Annotated in this window: 16 protein-coding genes; 8 read left to right on the top strand and 8 right to left on the bottom strand. The window is 40.4% G+C overall.

What is annotated here, in order from left to right; genetic code table 11:
- Positions 1 to 25: 25 nt before the first annotated feature.
- The 3 genes from greA to Q0064_RS05200 are packed head-to-tail and all read left to right on the top strand — an operon-like array spanning position 26 to position 1,345.
- A complete protein-coding gene (gene greA / locus Q0064_RS05190) occupies positions 26 to 502 on the top strand; it encodes a transcription elongation factor GreA (RefSeq protein WP_094484967.1) in 477 nt (158 codons plus the stop codon).
- The gene (locus tag Q0064_RS05195) at positions 502 to 894 is read left to right on the top strand and encodes an HIT family protein (RefSeq protein WP_298145319.1); all 393 of its coding nucleotides are present in this window, start codon (positions 502 to 504) and stop codon (positions 892 to 894) included. The genes greA and Q0064_RS05195 overlap by 1 nt, the downstream gene beginning before the upstream one ends.
- Positions 895 to 928: 34 nt before the next feature.
- Positions 929 to 1,345, top strand: a complete 417-nt coding sequence (locus Q0064_RS05200) for a lipocalin family protein (RefSeq protein ID WP_298145322.1) — start codon at positions 929 to 931, stop codon at positions 1,343 to 1,345.
- Positions 1,346 to 1,372: 27 nt separating this feature from the next.
- Here the strand turns inward: Q0064_RS05200 and accC are convergent, their stop codons facing one another.
- From accC to pdxA, 6 genes are all read right to left on the bottom strand, one after another.
- The gene (gene accC, locus Q0064_RS05205; RefSeq protein WP_298145325.1) at positions 1,373 to 2,710 is read right to left on the bottom strand and encodes an acetyl-CoA carboxylase biotin carboxylase subunit; all 1,338 of its coding nucleotides are present in this window, start codon (positions 2,708 to 2,710) and stop codon (positions 1,373 to 1,375) included.
- 55 nt (positions 2,711 to 2,765) lie between these two features.
- Positions 2,766 to 3,254, bottom strand: coding sequence for an acetyl-CoA carboxylase biotin carboxyl carrier protein (accB, locus tag Q0064_RS05210; RefSeq protein ID WP_298145328.1), 489 nt, complete (start codon positions 3,252 to 3,254; stop codon positions 2,766 to 2,768).
- A gap of 29 nt (positions 3,255 to 3,283) precedes the next feature.
- Entirely contained in the window at positions 3,284 to 4,273 is a 990-nt protein-coding gene (locus Q0064_RS05215) for a beta-ketoacyl-ACP synthase III (protein ID WP_298145331.1), read from the bottom strand.
- 163 nt (positions 4,274 to 4,436) lie between these two features.
- Complete coding sequence (rpmF, locus tag Q0064_RS05220; RefSeq protein ID WP_094484962.1) at positions 4,437 to 4,631, bottom strand: 50S ribosomal protein L32; 195 nt, start codon at positions 4,629 to 4,631, stop codon at positions 4,437 to 4,439.
- 9 nt (positions 4,632 to 4,640) lie between these two features.
- The gene (locus Q0064_RS05225) at positions 4,641 to 5,186 is read right to left on the bottom strand and encodes a DUF177 domain-containing protein (protein ID WP_298145334.1); all 546 of its coding nucleotides are present in this window, start codon (positions 5,184 to 5,186) and stop codon (positions 4,641 to 4,643) included.
- 129 nt (positions 5,187 to 5,315) lie between these two features.
- Positions 5,316 to 6,362: a 4-hydroxythreonine-4-phosphate dehydrogenase PdxA gene (pdxA, locus tag Q0064_RS05230; protein WP_298145337.1), complete on the bottom strand. Its 1,047-nt coding sequence runs from the start codon at positions 6,360 to 6,362 to the stop codon at positions 5,316 to 5,318.
- 59 nt (positions 6,363 to 6,421) lie between these two features.
- Here pdxA and Q0064_RS05235 point away from each other — a divergent pair, with 59 nt between their 5' ends.
- Together Q0064_RS05235 and Q0064_RS05240 are read left to right on the top strand one after the other, a co-directional pair.
- Positions 6,422 to 7,018, top strand: a complete 597-nt coding sequence (locus Q0064_RS05235) for a riboflavin synthase (protein ID WP_298145341.1) — start codon at positions 6,422 to 6,424, stop codon at positions 7,016 to 7,018.
- Positions 7,015 to 7,533 (top strand): hypothetical protein, encoded by a 519-nt coding sequence (locus Q0064_RS05240; RefSeq protein ID WP_298145344.1) that lies wholly within the window; start codon positions 7,015 to 7,017, stop codon positions 7,531 to 7,533. Before Q0064_RS05235 ends, Q0064_RS05240 begins: the two co-directional genes overlap by 4 nt.
- A 374-nt stretch (positions 7,534 to 7,907) precedes the next feature.
- Here Q0064_RS05240 and Q0064_RS05245 read toward each other — a convergent pair whose 3' ends face one another.
- Positions 7,908 to 9,377, bottom strand: a complete 1,470-nt coding sequence (locus Q0064_RS05245; RefSeq protein WP_298145347.1) for a T9SS type A sorting domain-containing protein — start codon at positions 9,375 to 9,377, stop codon at positions 7,908 to 7,910.
- 373 nt (positions 9,378 to 9,750) lie between these two features.
- Between Q0064_RS05245 and Q0064_RS05250 the strand changes: the two genes are divergently transcribed.
- Both Q0064_RS05250 and Q0064_RS05255 read left to right on the top strand, forming a co-directional pair.
- Positions 9,751 to 12,693 (top strand): TonB-dependent receptor, encoded by a 2,943-nt coding sequence (locus Q0064_RS05250; RefSeq protein WP_298145352.1) that lies wholly within the window; start codon positions 9,751 to 9,753, stop codon positions 12,691 to 12,693.
- A 129-nt stretch (positions 12,694 to 12,822) separates the two neighbouring features.
- Positions 12,823 to 15,933, top strand: a complete 3,111-nt coding sequence (locus Q0064_RS05255; protein ID WP_298145354.1) for a T9SS type A sorting domain-containing protein — start codon at positions 12,823 to 12,825, stop codon at positions 15,931 to 15,933.
- A gap of 100 nt (positions 15,934 to 16,033) precedes the next feature.
- On the opposite strand, the gene Q0064_RS05260 is transcribed toward Q0064_RS05255, so the two are convergent.
- Positions 16,034 to 16,429: a hypothetical protein gene (locus tag Q0064_RS05260; protein WP_298145357.1), complete on the bottom strand. Its 396-nt coding sequence runs from the start codon at positions 16,427 to 16,429 to the stop codon at positions 16,034 to 16,036.
- Positions 16,430 to 17,140: 711 nt separating this feature from the next.
- Here Q0064_RS05260 and Q0064_RS05265 point away from each other — a divergent pair.
- The gene (locus Q0064_RS05265; RefSeq protein ID WP_298145360.1) at positions 17,141 to 18,046 is read left to right on the top strand and encodes an IS982 family transposase; all 906 of its coding nucleotides are present in this window, start codon (positions 17,141 to 17,143) and stop codon (positions 18,044 to 18,046) included.
- The last annotated feature ends 19 nt before the right edge of the window (positions 18,047 to 18,065 follow it).

Genomic DNA, 18,065 nt, shown 5'->3' on the forward strand with positions numbered 1-18,065 from the left:
TTGATTCAAAAACACAAAAACATACATGAGTAACGTATCATATTATACCGCAGAAGGATTAAAAAAACTTAAAGAAGAACTAGATTATCTTAAAAACGTCATGCGTCCAAAAGCATCGCAAGATATTGCGGATGCCAGAGACAAAGGCGATTTGAGTGAAAACGCAGAATACGACGCCGCGAAAGAGGCGCAAGGTTTACTGGAAATGCGCATTTCAAAATTAGAGGACATTTATGCTAATGCCCGCTTGATAGATGAAAGTCAGCTCGACACATCGAAAGTGCTCGTGCTTTCAAAAGTGAGAATCAAAAATCAAGCAAACGGGATGGAGTTGAACTACACCTTAGTTGCTGAGAGTGAGGCCGATTTAAAGTCGGGTAAGATTTCGGTTACATCGCCAATAGGAAAAGGCCTGTTAGGGAAGTCAAAAGGCGATATTGCTGAGATTACCGTTCCTAATGGCGTGCTTAAGTTTGAAATTTTAGATGTAACACGCGACTAATGGCTAGTTTATTTACAAAGATAATTGCGGGTGAAATTCCGTGTTATAAGATTGCAGAAGACGAAAAGCACTTGGCTTTCTTGGATATAAATCCGAATGCCAAAGGCCACACTTTGTGTATTCCCAAACAAGAAATCGATCAGCTTTTCGACATGGACAATGAAGCATACACAGCCCTGTTGCAATTTGCACATCGGGTAGCTACAGGTTTAAAAAAAGCTGTTCCTTGTAAACGTGTTGGAATGGCGGTTATTGGGCTTGAGGTTCCGCATGCACACGTCCACCTAATCCCTTTAAACGAAATGGACGAGATGCGGTTTCAGAATAAGGTTAAACTTTCAGCAGAAGAGTTCCAAGATTTAGCAAATCAAATTCAACTTCAGCTGGCATAAATCTTGCCGGTGTATCTTTACAAAAAATTATTTTATGAAAAAGACTCTTATTTTTGGCGTACTGGCTTTAGGTTCGGTAATGCTTAGTTGTAGTAATGATGAAGAGAGCTTCGATCCAAGTTTGTTGAATCGAAAGTGGTACCACGATAAAACAAAGACCTTAAGTTTCGTATATCCCTACGATGGACACGAAACTTGCGGAAAAGACTACATCGAATTTCGCGCAGATGGGTCGATGTTAGATGTTGATGTTTTAAATTGCGAACCGGTAACTGATAACTATACGTATACCCTGTCTAATAAAACGATTTCCATTCGTTACCTAGGTAATTTACAGGGCAGTGCAGATATTGCTAGTTTAAGTGCCTCGCGCTTGGTTTTACGAACAATCGGCGATTACAACGGCGATGGTCAAGCTGAGTTGATTGAGGAGTTTTATACAGCTCAATAAAAAACAGCGCTCAAGGCGCTGTTTTTTTTACTTCATGTGGAAATCTTCCATAAATTTTGTGGTGTAGTTTCCTTCCACATATCTCGGATCATCCATTAATTGTCGGTGAAAAGGAATGGTGGTTTTAATTCCTTCAATCACAAACTCATCGAGTGCTCGTTTCATTTTGTTGATTGCTTCCTGACGGGTTTGTGCCGTTGTAATGAGCTTAGCGATCATTGAATCGTAATTCGGCGGAATTGTATAACCTGAGTAAACGTGTGTATCTAAACGCACTCCGTGACCTCCAGGAGTATGCAAGTTTGTAATTTTTCCTGGCGAAGGTCGGAAATCGTTATACGGATCTTCTGCGTTGATGCGACATTCAATAGAATGCAACTGAGGCAAGTAGTTTTTACCTGAGATTGGAACACCAGCGGCAACAAGAATTTGTTCGCGAATCAAATCGTAATCGATTACTTGTTCTGTAATCGGGTGTTCAACTTGGATACGCGTGTTCATTTCCATAAAATAGAAATTGCGGTGCTTATCCACAAGGAACTCGACTGTTCCAGCACCTTCGTACTTAATGTATTCAGCTGCTTTAACAGCTGCTAAGCCCATACGTTCACGAAGATCGTCGGTCATAAATGGCGAAGGCGTTTCTTCCGTAAGTTTTTGGTGGCGTCTTTGTACCGAGCAGTCGCGTTCTGAAAGGTGACAAGCTTTTCCATAAGAATCTCCTACCACTTGAATTTCAATGTGTCGCGGCTCTTCGATTAACTTTTCCATGTACATGCCGTCGTTTCCGAAGGCTGCACCGGCTTCCATTTTTGCGCTTTCCCAAGCTTTGAGAAGGTCTTCTGCTTTCCACACGGCACGCATACCTTTTCCACCCCCGCCCGCTGTTGCTTTCAACATTACAGGATAGCCCATTTCTTCGGCGATTTTTGCTGCTTGTTCAAAGCTTTCCAAAATACCATCAGATCCAGGAACGCAAGGTACACCAGCGGCTTTCATGGTTGCTTTAGCCGTAGCTTTGTCGCCCATCTTTTCAATCATTTCTGGCGAAGCTCCGATAAATTTGATACCGTGTTCCGCACAGATTTTCGAGAATTTAGCATTTTCAGACAAGAAACCGTATCCTGGGTGAATAGCATCGGCGTTAGTTATTTCCGCGGCAGCGATGATATTCGACATTTTTAGGTAAGAGAGGTTGCTCGGAGGAGGCCCGATACAAACGGCTTCATCGGCGAATTTTACGTGCAAACTTTCCGCATCGGCGGTCGAGTATACAGCCACCGTTTTGATGCCCATTTCGCGACAAGTACGAATAACACGTAGTGCGATTTCGCCTCGATTGGCAATTAATATTTTTTTAAACATAATCGTGTAGTTTGAAGTTAATGTTAACGAGAACGGTTTTTCCGAACTAGAACGCTTATGATGGATCAACTAAGAATAAAGGTTGGTCAAATTCAACAGGAGACGAATCGTCAACTAGAATTTTAACGATTTTTCCAGCTACTTCAGATTCGATTTCGTTGAACAATTTCATGGCTTCGATTACGCAAAGCACATCGCCTTTTGCAATAGTAGAACCTACTTCAACAAACATAGGCTTATCTGGAGCGGGTTTGCGGTAGAAAGTTCCAATAATTGGCGATTTTACAGTGATGTATTTCGATGAGTCATCGGCGGCAGGAGCTGCTGTTGCCGCAGGGGCTGCTGGTGTTGAAACCGGAATTTGCGCCGCAGGTTGAGGTAATGCTGGAGCCACAGCCGGAGTTTGCACGTAGGTAATTTCAGGAGTGCTTCCTTCGACGGTAGTGCGGATTGTAATTTTTACATTATCCATTTCAAGTTTTACCTCGGCAACACCTGAGTTGGATACAAATTTGATGAGGTTTTGAATTTCTTTTAAATCCATAAGACTGAATGTTTAGTTTTCGTTGTTCGTTAATATGCCCATTTGAGGTAAATAGAACCCCATGTAAATCCGCCGCCGAAAGCAGCAAAGATAAGATTATCTCCTTTTTTAAATTTCGATTCGAAGTCGCTTAACAAAAGTGGAAGAGTTCCAGAGGTCGTGTTTCCGTATCGGTGAATGTTTACCAGTACTTTTTCTTCCTCAATACCCATTCGAGAAGCTGTTGCATCGATGATACGTCGGTTTGCTTGATGAGCAACTAAAAACGCAACATCATCTTTAGTAAGATTGTTGCGTTGCATAATTTTTTCACTCACATCGGCCATTCCTGAAACCGCGTATTTGTATACGGTTTTACCGTCTTGAAAAACAAAATGTTGTTTGTTGGCAACCGTTTCTGCGGAAGCGGGAAGAATCGAACCTCCGGCATCAATTTTTAAGAATTCGCGGCCAATTCCGTCGCTTCGTAAAAATTCGTCTTGAAAGCCTAGACCTTCGTGGTTGGGTTCAAACAAAACCGCTCCAGCTCCATCGCCAAAAATGATGCAGGTAGCACGGTCTGTATAATCGATTATCGACGACATTTTATCTGCGCCGATAAGTAAAACCTTTTTGTAACGTCCGGACTGAACATATGACGAGGCGGTTGACATGCCGTACAAAAAGCCGGAGCAGGCAGCTTGTATGTCGTATGCGAAAGCATTTACTGCTCCGATTTGGCTCGCCACGTAAACAGCCGTTGCTGCCACAGGTAAGTCGGGAGTAGTAGTAGCTACTAGAACACAATCTATGTCTTCGGGATTGAGTCCTGATTTTTCGATCAGGTTTTCGGCGGCTTTAATCGCCATGAAGGAAGTTCCTAAACCTTCGCCTTTTAAAATGCGGCGTTCCTTGATTCCGGTTCGTGTGGTGATCCATTCATCGTTGGTATCGACCATTGTTTCAAGCAATTGGTTGGTTAGGATAAAGTCGGGGACATATCCGCCAACGGCAGTAATTGCGGCAGTAATTGAGCTCATACGGTAATAACTTCTGATTTTGCAATCGCCTCAGAAAAGTGGTTGAAATTACAAAAATTTTCCATGCGCTTTTCGATAGAGGCTTTAGATATGAATAAACAGCTATAAACAAAAAAAACCCTCACGTACGGGTGAGAGTTTAGGAATATGATTTTACAGCTGCTTAAACAGTTGCAACAGATTTATCGATTACAACTTGACCACGGTAATACATTTTACCTTCGTGCCAGTAGGCTCTGTGATACAAGTGTGCTTCTCCAGTAACTGGACATGTTGCAATTTGCGCGGCTACTGCTTTGTAGTGCGTTCTTCTCTTATCTCTTCTTGTCTTACTGACTTTTCTCTTAGGATGTGCCATTACCTGATTTTATTTATCTTTTAATAGTTGTTTTAATTTGTCCCATCTAGGGTCTGTTTCCGTTTCATTTTCACCACTAGGTGGCTTTATTTCTTTAACTTTTAGCTCGTTGAGTTTATCTAAAGCAGCCGATTTTAAACTTCCGTCTTTGATGCCGGGATGTTCTTTTCGCGCAGGGACTGAAAGAACAATCATTTCATAAATCAGTTGCGAAACGTCGAGTTGGTGTTCGCCGTGCGGCAAAATAAGCAACTCTTCGTTGTCGTCGTTATAAGTTTCGCCGAATTGAACCACCATTTTCATCTTACCTTTTATCGGCAAATCAAAATACTCGGCAGTTAAGTCGCACGGAACATAAACCGTACCTTGATGTTTGAAGCTCAATTCCAAAAAGTTACTTTTCTTTTCTAAAACTAACTTTACATGTATTGAAGCCGATTCAAACTCATCAAAACTAAATGATTCAAAGAACGTTTTATCAATCTGAAACTCAAACGGATGCTTCCCCAGCTTTAATCCCGCAAAAGGAATTAAAAATTCGCTTAACTTTTTCATCTGAGTTGTAATTGATTGACTTTAAATACGATTACATACTTAAAACCAATACCAAAACCCGTATTGGGAATTGGAGTGCAAAGATAGATAAAATACTTGTTTGGCAAAAGGTTATAAACAAAAAATTGTTTACAACTGCTTTTCTTTTGTTTTCAGCGGATTTTCGGTCATTTCTTGGTAGTGTTCGCGCGAGTGAAATACATCAATTGCCAAATAAACAGCTTCTTTGAATGAAGTTTCATCGGCTTTTCCTTTACCAGCGATGTCGTAAGCTGTTCCGTGATCCGGCGAGGTTCGAACCACATTTAGTCCAGCAGTGAAATTTACGCCCCCGCCAAACGATAAGGTTTTAAACGGCGCCAATCCTTGATCGTGATACGTAGCTAAAACCGCATCGAATTGCTTGTATTGCCCGCTACCGAAAAATCCGTCGGCAGGATACGGCCCAAAAACCAAAGTTCCGGCATCAAATAGCTTTTTAATGGCCGGAGCTATTATGTCTTTATCTTCCACACCAATAACGCCACCATCCCCTGCATGAGGATTCAAACCAAGAACTGCGATACGTGGTCTGCGAATTGAAAAATCTTGAATAAGCGACTTTTGTAAAGTTTCGACTTTTTTGCGAATCAGTCCCTCGTTGAGTTTACTTGCTACTTCTGCCAGCGGAACGTGATCGGTTAACAAACCAACGCGTAACGTGTCGGAAACCATTAACATGAGTGCATTTCCCTCAAATTGCTCATTTAAATAATCGGTGTGTCCGGGAAATTTAAAATCTTCGTCTTGGATGTTAATTTTATTGATCGGGGCCGTCACTAAAGCGTGAATTTTTCCCTCTTGCGCTGCTGCCACGGCTGCTTTGAACGACTTTACAGCATACTTGCCAACCGTTTCGTCGAGTTTTCCAGGGGCCAAATCGAAACCTTCGCGCCAAACATTAAGCACGTTTAACTTGCCAGGAACGAGTTGTTCTAGATTGTCGATTCCGTGAATATTTACCGTACTTTCAAAGCTCTTACGCAAGAAAGACAAGCTTTTAACATTAGCGAAAATCACCGGAGTGCACAATTCGAGCATGCGCGAATCTTCGAAGGTTTTGAGCACAACTTCAGGACCTATGCCGTTTAAATCGCCAATGGAAATTCCAATAATAATATTTTCAGTTCTTTTCATAGATCTCGGCGTTTATCGACTATTTTTGATAGCGCAAAGCTAAGACATTTCAACTATTTATGTTTACAGGTATCATTGAGACTCTCGGAGAAATAAAATCTATTGAACACACCGACGCCAACGTACATCTTTGGGTCGAATCTGAATTTACCCATCAATTAAAAATCGACCAAAGTGTCGCACACAACGGTGTTTGCTTAACCGTTGTTGCTATTGAAGGTGCATCGTATAAAGTAACGGCAATTCAGGAAACGATTCTTAAAACAACTTTGGGTTCGTGGAGTGTGGGCGACCGCGTGAATCTAGAGCGCGGCATGCGTTTAGGCGATCGTTTAGACGGACATATCGTACAAGGACACGTAGATCAGACCGCGGTTTGCACTGCTGTGGAAAATGAAAACGGAAGCTGGAAATATCACTTCCAATACAACACAAATCTAGGAAATGTAACCATTCCGAAAGGTTCGATCACGGTGAATGGCGTAAGCTTAACGGTGGTCGATTCCACCTTGAGTGCCTTTTCTGTAGCGATTATTCCGTTTACCTATGAGCATACGAATTTTCAGTATTTGAAAGTAGGCGATTCCGTTAACCTCGAGTTCGATGTTATTGGAAAATACGTTTCGCGTTTATATGAGCTAAAGCAAGCAATATGAAAACGACAATTTTTTTCTTTTTCTTCTCTTTTTTGGCATTTGCCCAGCCGAGTTCAAGCAGTATATTTGAGCGGAAGCACGAGTTTACATTTGGGATGGTTAAACTATTAGCCGGACCTATAGTAGAGCTAAATTATGAGCATATTCAAAGTGAGGATTTCACATTTGGAACTTCGATTTTAGTGAACGGACGGAATGACAACGATTGGGAGGAAGATTTTTCGGTTACACCTTTTGCGCGTTTTTATTTCCAAGAACAAAAAGCGTTTGCTGCCAAAGGATTGTTTGTAGAAGGTTTTGCGAAGTACAGCAGTGGTCGAAACAATGATTACACGCGCGAAAACGAGCAAAAGTACAGTGCCGCCTCCTTAGGAATGGGCGTAGGTTACAAGTGGATTAACCGGACGGGCTTCGTGTTTCAAATTTTGCTCGGTGGTGGTCGAACTTTAGGTCAGCCAGAAAATGCTCCCGATTTTCTTTTCCGGGGCGATTTACAGCTTGGATATCGGTTTTAGAAAATCTCAGACAGACTTATTTTTTGCTCAATTTTGATTCGCTGATTGCGAGATAGAATATTTGTTAGCTCTTTTTTAAATACTCTCGAGACTTCGTTGTTTCACGTTCTTTGCTTAGAGTTCCGACCGTAGAGTAACAGTAGACTTTTAGTTTATTTCTTTCTCGAAACAAATAGTTTCTAAAAGAAATATGTTTCGTTTTTAGTTGCCGTTGTGTTTTCACACTTTGGTATTCACTTCAATTCAGGTTGAACTTTGCACATCGATTTTTAAGCTGCTGAATCACAACAATGTAGGGAGAGACAGAATCACTTTTTGCAAAAAAAGCTGTTCGTGCTTACTATTCGAACAGCTTTTTATTTGCATCAAAACGATTACCTTTTAATCAACTTCTTGATTAACTTCATGTTACCGGAACTAATTTTTACAAGATAAACGCCTGTAGAAAGGTCGGAAATCGAATGTCCGCGTTGGTTGTCAAAATCTCCCGAAAGGCTGCGGATCAATCGGCCTTCAAAGTCTAACAGTTCTAATTGGTCGATTTTAGAACGTCCTGCATTTTTTATGTAAAGTGTTTCGTTTGCTGGATTTGGATATATTGAAATGTCGTCGGACTTTAGTGAGTCAATGTTTAGATTTGAACTAATTAGGAAATTATCTATTCGCAATGAGCTGTTAATAACACCAAACGATGTGTCGTGTAGGCCAATGTAATATTGACCAGTGGTCGGAACAGTAAAGCTGTAGGTAAATGCACTGTAGCCTGGGTTGCTGTTTAATGCTGGTTCGGCGGCGATTATCTGTGTATGTGTCGAAGGATCTTCAGAAGTTCCAAGTGTTAACGTAAGTGTTCGATTAGCACTTGCACTACTCGTTCTAAAATTGAAGGTGATGATATAGTCAGCACTGTTTTCGAGAGATATTTCTGGGCTTATTAGCCAATAGTTGTTAGTTTGGCCAACCAATGCATTCATTAAAAAGTAGCTCGGTGCTGAAAGCGCATTCGCGGCATTTGTTACCAAATTAAAGTTAGGAGAACCGTTTACTCGAGTCCAGCCTCCTAGTTCTTGGGTTGAGTCGAAGCCTGAATTATAAGGCACTGTTTTGGTAAGCGTGAAACGGTGCGGCCCAGACCATTCGCTGTCTTGATTTCCACTACAATTTGCGCGGATGTAATAGTCGAAAGTGGCTCCCGCTTGTAATGAAGCAAGAGTTATTTGAGCTTCGTTTGTGGAAATAGAGGTGCCTGTTCCTAGTGTAAATCCTTGCAAGCCATATTGAACAGTATAAGAAGGTGGCTGATTTACAGACGGCTCCCAATTAAGTGTTATTTCAGTGTTTGAGTTGTTACTCGTCTCATCGATATAATATACACGTGTACAAGATTGCGGTGTAAAAGTAAATTCGAATTCGAAAGGGTTGTTTTCATAAAACGAATCCCATACAATGAAATAGGTATTTCCAGCTTGTACAGGAAAAGTGAGATTGGTTAAGAAATTTTGCGCTGCGGCGTCAACATCATCTGCCGAGTCGTAGCATGTTAAGGCATCACAATTTCCCGTCAAGATACTTAATCGCGTATTTTCACTGTTCGGGGATTCATTAGCTGGTAAGTTCGAACTTATTGATACCAAGCCACTTTGAGTAGCAGTATATTTGTACCAGTGCGTTTGAAGTGCTTCGCCACTTTCTGTAAGAAGACCGAAACAGGGCGTTGTTGAAGTTCCTGAAAAAGCGGTAATATTATAAGTGTTGTTGCCTTGAATGGTAACCGCCGTATTACAGTCGCTCTGCGAAAACGCAAATACGGGAAAAGCAAGGATGCTCAGAACTAGTTGTTTCATGGTTTTGCGTCGTTTTGTTTGCGCAAAAGTAACGAGGCGTTCTGCTCAAATATTTTAACCCAAAGTTATTATTCTGTAAATCAAGAACAGCTTTTGTTAAGAAATTGTAATAGTCGTGTATCGTTCTGGAAAATATGTTTTTTAGTTAAATTGTTGAGTAGCTTTTCGCTTTTATTCCCTATCGAACAGCTTTTTTCCAAAGAGAAAGTTAGGTGTTAAAGCATAAAGGTCTTAGATACAATAGCTTAACAAAATTTACCTAAACTTAATAAAAAGCTTGGTATTTGTTAATAGATTAGTAAAATGCTGTTAACTAGTAAACTACCTAGCCTTCCTAGCTTCGCACACAACAAAACAAAACCCAAAAACCAACATGCGTATCGTATTTCTAGTTGCACTGACTTTTTGTGCGCTAAAGTCATTTTCTCAAAATGGTGTTCTTAAAGGGAAGGTCCTCTCCGATAGCAATGGAGCTTCGATTTCTGGCGCCTCTATCATGATTTCACAGCTTGGGAAAGTAGAATTTTCAGATCAAAATGGAGATTTTATTTTTCGTGATATACCAGCTGGAATATATGAGATTGAATTTTCTGCAGATGGTTATGCGACTAAGCAAATTACAGATCAGCAAATTATCTCCAATGAAATTTCTGAATTGGTTGTTTCTCTATTAAAAAACGAAACGAAATTAGAAGAGGTTGTCATCACAAGAACGCGAGCAGCCACAGAATCAGTAAAGTCGCTCCTAACCTTACAAAAAAACAGTATTAGCGTTTCCGACGGAATTTCAGCAGAGACGATACGTAGGACTCCGGATAAGAATACATCGGATGTATTAAGACGAATTAGCGGAGCATCAGTTCAAGATAATCGCTTTGTAATTGTTCGTGGATTGAACGACAGGTATAATGCTGCCTACTTGAATGGCTCGCCGCTACCATCATCTGAACCAGACCGAAAAGCGTTTTCCTTCGATATATTTCCTTCAAATATGTTGGATAACTTGATTATTACTAAGACTGCAACTCCAGACATGCCAGGAGAGTTCGCCGGAGGAATTATCCAAGTAAACACGAAAAGTATTCCGGATAAGAATTTTTCTTCATTAAGTTTAGGTGGCGGATACAATACTGTTACCACAGGAAACAAGCAGTTGTACTACGAAGGCGGTAAAACCGATTGGCTAGGAATAGACGATGGTACCCGAGCGTTACCAAGTAATTTCCCGGATTACCGCACGTTTTTAAATTTAGATTACTTACAAAGAGCTGAATTGGCAAAGAATTTTAGATCCGATTGGCGATTGAAGGAAAAGAACTTTGCCCCAAATTTTAGTTTTCAGTATTCCATTGGGCGCACTTTTGAAATAGGTGAAAAGACTTTAGGTTTGATAGGAGCGGTGACCTACAATAGAAGTAATAACTTTAATGAGACAGTTCGTAGAAATTTTGAAGAGCAGGCCGTTGGCGAGCCGACGGCACTGTACAGCGATTACTTTGATGAAAACTATGTTGAGCAAGTTTTAGGCGGAGCTTTATTAAATGCATCCTTGAAATTTAATTCAAATAATACGATTAGTTTCAAGAATTTGCTGAGTATTAATTCCGACGACCGTGTTGTTTCTCGAAACGGAATCCCTTTTGAAGCCTCGGCTTCAACAAATCCACTTTTACTTTCATCTACGGTTCGTTGGTTCACCAGCAATAAAATTTTCACCTCTCAGATTTACGGCGAGCATTTTTTTCCGAAAGACAAAATTAAAATTGGCTGGAATACGTCGTACAGTTCGGTGCAAAGAGATATTCCAAACTTGAGACGAAATATCTACACCCGTTTCCGGGATTATATTGATCCTGAAAATCCGAATGAACTCGACATAACACCTACCGCTAATATAGCTAACGGAAATGCAGGACCCGATTATGGTGGCGGACTTTTCTTTTCTGAAAACAACGAGCGTATTTACAGCGGGAGATTTGACATTTCGCAAAAGTTTTCGACTTCAGAAACCGGCGATCAAGAACTAAAATTTGGTCTCTCTGGACTGTATAGAAGTAAAGATTTTTATGCTAGACAACTTAGTTACAATCAATTGGGAGGTGTTGGAGATTTAGTTTTCGACCAAAACTTATTGTATTTGCCAGACGAGGAGATATTCAATCAAGCAAATATGGGAATTATAGCTCCAGGAGTAGGAGGATTTACTTTATACGATGGAACCAAATACTTCGATGCGTACGACGCAAATTCCAAATTGTATGCGGCTTACATGATGATGGATAATTCGTATAAATTTTTGCATATCATATATGGAGCACGAGTTGAGAACTTTAATCAGCAGTTGGACACTCAATTAACCGAAACGGAAGTTTTAAAAATCAACGAAACTAAGTTTGACTTTTTACCAAGTGTTAATCTTATCATAGCGCTTAACAAGAAGCAGAATTTGCGATTCTCTTATTCCAAAACAGTTAATAGACCCGAGTTCAGAGAGCTTGCTCCATTTGCATTTTACGATTTCACAACACAATTTATCACTTCTGGGAATCCAACATTATCGAGATCTTTAATAGAAAATACTGATTTCCGATACGAGTTTTACCCAGGACGAGGTCAGTTACTTTCCTTTTCCTTATTCTACAAAGACTTCAAAAGTCCGATAGAAATTAAAGCAGGAGTTAACAACAAAGAAATTTCATATCAAAATGCTAAAGCGGCCTACAATTATGGAGGGGAGATTGAGTTTCGTGCTTTGCTGGGCTCCGTTTTCAACCAGCCCGGATCCAAGTTTTTGAATAACCTAACCCTTTTTAGCAATCTGGCAATAATTCGCTCGGAAGTTGATGTATCAAACATAGCCGCAAGTACAGATTTTGAAAAGTCGAGACCTATGCAAGGGCAATCTCCATACGTATTTAATGGTGGTTTACTTTACGTAGACAAAGATTACGGCTGGTCGGCTTCGTTAAATGCTAATAGAGTTGGAAACAGAATTGCCATAGTTGGAAATGTGGAAGCCGAGCCTACTTTGTGGGAAAAAGCCAGAACATTTATCGATTTGCAACTCACAAAATCTTTTCTGAAAAACAAAGTTGAGGTTCGATTTAACGGACAGAATTTGCTTGCACAAGATTTAATTTTTTACCACAACAGAAATTTAAATCAGAAAGAAGTAACGGGAGTATCGCGCAGCATAAATCAGTTTTTTACCGGCGATGATCAGAATTTAAATGGTTACGATAAGAACGCCGACGACCAAATTTGGCTCACTCGTTTTGGTAGAACTTTCTCGTTGGCGGTTACCTACAGTTTTTAGGTCAAATTATTGACAATCAATTTAATATACTTAACTATTTAATGACGTTTTAACAAAAATCACCTAATCTTAACCTAACATTGCCGCTGTAGTTTTGATTAAACTTTTAACAATTAAAATAAACACAAAATGAAAAAAATCTATGTTCTAGCCTGCCTGATTTTCTTAGGTAATCTAGCTTGGTCACAGATTATGCCAACCTCATACCGAGGCGCATTTGCACCTGCACCCACAGCAATGTGGACAGACGGATGGACAAATTTCGATCCGCAGAATACGGTTTATCCAACCACCAATTTGGTAAACGTTACCAGTAATGTTACAACGAATACAACTTGGACAACAGGAAACACTTACGTTTTAAAAACGCAGGTATATGTAACTAACAACGCCACTCTAACTATACAGCCCGGAGTAGTTGTATTAGGAGATCAAATTGCTAACGGGGCGGCTCTTATCGTAACAAGAGGAGCAAAGCTAAACGCTATCGGCACCGCAACACAGCCTATTGTTTTTACCTCAGACAAGTCGCCAGGACAAAGAGCGCGTGGCGACTGGGGTGGAGTAGTTTTATTAGGTAACGGCTCGTATAACGTAAATGGAGGTTTAGGTAATATAGAAGGAATTGCACCAACTCCAAATACCACATTCGGTGGCGGAACTACGCCAAACGACAATGATAATTCGGGAACTCTTAAGTACGTTCGAATTGAATTTGGTGGATACGTATATGCAACTAATGCTGAAATCAATGGTTTAACAATGGGTGCTGTAGGTCGTGCTACTACTATAGAGCACGTGCAAGTTTCGTATACAAACGACGATGCGTTTGAATGGTTCGGAGGTTCTGTAAATTGTAAGTATTTGGTTGCGTATAGAAATCTAGACGACGATTGGGATGCAGACAATGGTTATAACGGTGTTGTACAATTTGGATTATCTGTTCGTGACCCACAAATTTCTGATGCTCCAGCGGTTTCAACTTCTGAAGGTTTTGAAGTAGATAACAATGCTACCGGCGCCGCGGCATCTCCTTTTACCAGTGCAATTTTCTCTAACATGACTTTAATCGGACCTTCTTTCCGATTGACTTTGCCGAACGGTGGAACTATTGCAAATGGTTACAAAAGAGCTGCTCGTTTGAGAAGAAATTGCCAGATTAAAATATACAACTCCGTGTTTATGGATTACCCAGAAGGGTTACACATTGATGGTTTAACTACTGAAACAAATGCGTTAAACAACACCTTGATTTTTAAAAATAATCTTATCGCAGGTATCACTACACCAAACAGAGTTCTTCAAGTAAACTCTCCGGGTACTTTAACGGCAGGTTTGAACCCTTCATTTAATATCACTGCTTGGTTTGCGGCTAACAACAATTCAAGTCAAACGTCTAGTGCAGGTCTTTTAGCAGCTCCTTATAATGCATCAGATGCGACTATCTATACAGGTTTAGATTATCGTCCAGCAACGGGTTCTCCACTATTGTCGGGAGCAAGTTTTACAGATACGGCTATCGCTGCCGTTACTGGTCCTGGATTACCAACTGTTACGACTCCAATTTTCCTTTGCAGATATTCAACAGCTGCTCCACTTACCGCTACTCCTAATGGTGCGAATACTTTACGTTGGTATACTGTTGCAACCGGAGGTACTTTCACTACTACACCACCTGCAGTTCCAACAAGCTCTCTAGGTGTAAGAAACTACTGGGTTTCTGAAGTTACCCCTTCAGGTCAAGAAGGAAGCCGCGTACAAATTGTGGTTAATATTGTTGGGGCACCTTCTACTCCAGGTACAGTATCTGGTACAGTAAACGGAAATACATTTAGTTCTTCAACAATCGGAAATCTTATTGGAACTAACATTCCTTTAACGCTTACTGTAGCTCCTGTTGCAAATGCAGCTTCATACAATTGGACAATACCAACCGGAGCAACAATTACTTCTGGAGCTGGAACAAATAGTATAGTTGTTAATTTATCAGCTGCTCAAGTAGTTGCTGGTCCTGTTGTGTTTACCGTGAAAGCAGTATCTAGTGCAGGTTGCGAGTCGGGCGCACGAACCTATACAGCAACTGCTGCAATTCCAGGTACTCCAGGTACGGTAACTGCTTCTACGGCAAATCCATGTTCGGTGGTTGGTACTTCAACTCCAGTAACATACACTACAGCATTAGTTTTGGGTTTAACCTATAATTGGACAGTTCCAGTTGGCGCAACCATAGTTTCAGGTCAGGGAACAAATTCGATTTCCGTACTTTACACGAACGAATTTGTTGCTACTGGTTCGGTAACACTTACTACAACAAATGGAGTAGGAACATCGCTAACACCTCGTGTATTAGCCGTTACACGCAGACTTCCATCTACGCCTACTATAACATCAGGACAAATAGCTGCTATTTGCCCAACAAGTGGAGCATATACTTACACCACAACCGTTCCAAGTTTCGCTAATTCATGGTCGATTACTGCTCCTGTTGGATCTGTTTTAACAACGCCATCAAACCCAAGCAATACAAGTAATTTAATTGCAAGTACAACAGATACAACGTTCACCATTCTTTATCCAGTAAATTATGACGGATTAGGATCAATTTCATTTGTTTCTACGAATGGTTGCGCAACTTCTAATCCAAGAAATGTTAGAATTACTAGATCTTTAGCAACTCCATCTGTTCCAGTTGGTCCTGCTGTTGTAGATTGTGAAACACTTGGTCAGCCGGTTACCTATTCGGTTTTACCAGATCCGTTAGCTACTTCTTTTAATTGGATCGCACCAGCAGGAAGTTCAATCGTGTCAGGTCAAGGAACTAACACAATTCAGATTGTTTTTACAAACGATATGGCAGTTACTTCAACGTTATCGGTTAGCAAATCAGGAAACTCTTGTGGATTGAATATTGTAAGTAGCGCTCGTCGTTTCACGATTACTAAACCAACATGTGAATTCAGGCCAGCTGCTCAGGAAGTTGTAGTATCTTTTTCAGAAATGTACCCAAATCCTGCAACATCACATGTTGATTTCACCGCAACAGCATTGAAAGCAGGAAAAGTTGAGGTTGCTATTTACAACTATACAGGTACACTTTCGCAACGTAATACATTTGTACTTTCTGAGGGCGAAAACGCTATCAGAACGGATGTGTCTAACTTACCAAGCGGTATCTATGTCGTTAAATTTGCGACAGATAACGGTTCAGAAGTGGTAACTAGAAAGTTGGTTAAACGCTAATTTCTAGTTGTTATTTTGTTTTAATGGCCGTGAAAACGGCCATTTTATCCCCAAAAAACCCCGGATTTCCGGGGTTTTGTTGTTTACAAGTCAAATGCAATTATTTGATTTTAGCTTTTTCTAAAGCTTCGTTGTAGCCTTCTTTCGCTTTCGCTTTTGCTTCATCTACGGCTTCGCCCGCTTTTGCAGCACCTTCAGCGGCACCTTCTTTAAGTTTTGCCCAAGCTTCTTCGGCTTCAGCAAGAGTTTTCTTTGCAGCTTCTTCCGCTTTTTTGTCGCCTTTAGCGATGGCAGCTTCAAGTTCGGCTTTTGCTTTTGCTACGGCATCTTCAGCCGCTTTGGTGTCGACCGCAGGTGTTTCTACAACCGTTGTTTTTGTTACTGCCGTTGTGTCTGTACCTTCGCTGGTTACAGTAGTTTCAGTGGTAACTTCTTTCTTACAAGCCGTGAAGCTCAATCCCAGAGCCAAAACGGCAATCATTAATTTGTTTTTCATGATGTTGTTGATTATGTAAAACTTATTAAAACAAATATGATGCCGAAGACGTAAAATCAATTGCAAGATATTTTAAGCTAGTCATCAAATTGTTTTAGTGATGCGAATCGTTGCTGCTAGAGCCGGTCGAAGTTCTTTTCAATTTACGGTTTTTCCGTAAAATTTATCTCTGGGAATTTCGTACGTGGGAATCGCTCCCCATCCCACCCGCCCCCATCGAGGCGAAGTTTTGAAAAAAAATCGACATATCGCTACGGGTTTTCCGCATATTTTTTGGAGTAGGTATTAAGATTAAGGTATTAAGTATTAAGACTTCGATGAATTCACCACTTAACGTATCGTTTTAGGGGAAACTAGAAGTTAGTCCCGATAGCCATCGGGATAGAGGCTAGACTTTACGACGTTCACCACTTAACGTACCGTGTTTTCCCGCCTAACCCACGTGTCGTTGGTGCCTGAGCTTGTCGAAGGCTGATTTTTAGAAGATAGAAAATAGTCCCGATAGCTATCGGGATTGCGACGTTCACCAATTTACGTATCATCTTCCCAACATTATCCGCGTATCGTCGGAGCCTGAGCGTGTCGGAGGCTGAGCGCAAAGACTATTTAACGTGAGTTCGATATAAAAAAGACAGCTTTTTTGATTGAAATAGCGAACTATTTAGTATATTTATAGTGCTTATTTACAAATAGTTAACTAAACAATCCGCTATGTTTTCAAGGTCTAAAATTATCGAAATTTTTGTTTCAATTGATGATTTCTGTAAAGAATTTGAACCAGCTTTAAACGAAAAGCTTATTGGCAAGGCAAAAATTAGGAATAAACCTAGTGCGCTTTCTATGTCAGAAGTAATGACAATTCAGGTGGCTTTTCATCATTCAGGCTTTAGAACTTTTAAAGATTTCTACCTAGGTTATGTGTGTAAACATCTTAATGACATGTTTCCAAAAACGGTGAGTTATAACAGGATGACTGAGCTTTGTTCGGCTAGTATGCTTCATCTTTTTGCGTATTTAAAAAGCTTTGGACTGGGGGATTGTACTGGAATAAGTTTCGTGGATTCTACACCTTTGAGAGTTTGTGATAATCGACGAATTCATCAGCATAAAACCTTTAAAGGAATTGCACAAAGAGGACAATGTTCACTGGGCTGGTTCTATGGCTTTAAACTTCATATGGTTTGTAATGATATAGGACAACTAATTGATGTACAGTTTACTCCGGCAAATGTTGACGATAGAACTCCACTAAAAAGCAGCTCGTTTATTTCAAAACTATGGGGCAAACTCTTCGGAGATAAAGGCTATATTTCAAGAGCACTTTTTAGCGATTTATTTGGCAAAGGAATACACTTGATTACAAAACTCAAACGTAATATGAAGTCCACCTCGCTAACTCCAATAATGGATGCAATCATGCTTCGAAAGAGAGCAATCGCAGAAACTATTATCGACCAACTCAAGAATATTTGTCAAATAGAACACTCACGCCATAGAAGTCCTAAAAACTTTTTCAACAACTTATTCGCTGCATTGATTGCCTATAATTTCAACGACAAAAAACCTTCCCTAAAGATGAACTTCGTTGACACAAAACAACTGTATTTACCATTGTAGTTATATCGAACTCACGTTA

Origin of the sequence: Flavobacterium sp. (assembly GCF_027490375.1) — a bacterium.
GTDB lineage: Bacteria > Bacteroidota > Bacteroidia > Flavobacteriales > Flavobacteriaceae > Flavobacterium.

What these genes read in the sequence shown, in the direction of transcription:
- Q0064_RS05225 (WP_298145334.1), bottom strand. Translation starts at nt 5,186, where the DNA reads ATGAAAAAGTTAAGCGAATTTTTAATTCCTTTTGCGGGATTAAAGCTG.
- Q0064_RS05235 (WP_298145341.1), top strand. Translation starts at nt 6,422, where the DNA reads ATGTTTACAGGTATCATTGAGACTCTCGGAGAAATAAAATCTATTGAA.
- rpmF (WP_094484962.1), bottom strand. Translation starts at nt 4,631, where the DNA reads ATGGCACATCCTAAGAGAAAAGTCAGTAAGACAAGAAGAGATAAGAGA.
- Q0064_RS05245 (WP_298145347.1), bottom strand. Translation starts at nt 9,377, where the DNA reads ATGAAACAACTAGTTCTGAGCATCCTTGCTTTTCCCGTATTTGCGTTT.
- Q0064_RS05200 (WP_298145322.1), top strand. Translation starts at nt 929, where the DNA reads ATGAAAAAGACTCTTATTTTTGGCGTACTGGCTTTAGGTTCGGTAATG.
- Q0064_RS05260 (WP_298145357.1), bottom strand. Translation starts at nt 16,429, where the DNA reads ATGAAAAACAAATTAATGATTGCCGTTTTGGCTCTGGGATTGAGCTTC.
- greA (WP_094484967.1), top strand. Translation starts at nt 26, where the DNA reads ATGAGTAACGTATCATATTATACCGCAGAAGGATTAAAAAAACTTAAA.
- Q0064_RS05195 (WP_298145319.1), top strand. Translation starts at nt 502, where the DNA reads ATGGCTAGTTTATTTACAAAGATAATTGCGGGTGAAATTCCGTGTTAT.
- accC (WP_298145325.1), bottom strand. Translation starts at nt 2,710, where the DNA reads ATGTTTAAAAAAATATTAATTGCCAATCGAGGCGAAATCGCACTACGT.
- pdxA (WP_298145337.1), bottom strand. Translation starts at nt 6,362, where the DNA reads ATGAAAAGAACTGAAAATATTATTATTGGAATTTCCATTGGCGATTTA.
- Q0064_RS05265 (WP_298145360.1), top strand. Translation starts at nt 17,141, where the DNA reads ATGTTTTCAAGGTCTAAAATTATCGAAATTTTTGTTTCAATTGATGAT.
- Q0064_RS05250 (WP_298145352.1), top strand. Translation starts at nt 9,751, where the DNA reads ATGCGTATCGTATTTCTAGTTGCACTGACTTTTTGTGCGCTAAAGTCA.
- Q0064_RS05255 (WP_298145354.1), top strand. Translation starts at nt 12,823, where the DNA reads ATGAAAAAAATCTATGTTCTAGCCTGCCTGATTTTCTTAGGTAATCTA.
- Q0064_RS05215 (WP_298145331.1), bottom strand. Translation starts at nt 4,273, where the DNA reads ATGAGCTCAATTACTGCCGCAATTACTGCCGTTGGCGGATATGTCCCC.
- accB (WP_298145328.1), bottom strand. Translation starts at nt 3,254, where the DNA reads ATGGATTTAAAAGAAATTCAAAACCTCATCAAATTTGTATCCAACTCA.
- Q0064_RS05240 (WP_298145344.1), top strand. Translation starts at nt 7,015, where the DNA reads ATGAAAACGACAATTTTTTTCTTTTTCTTCTCTTTTTTGGCATTTGCC.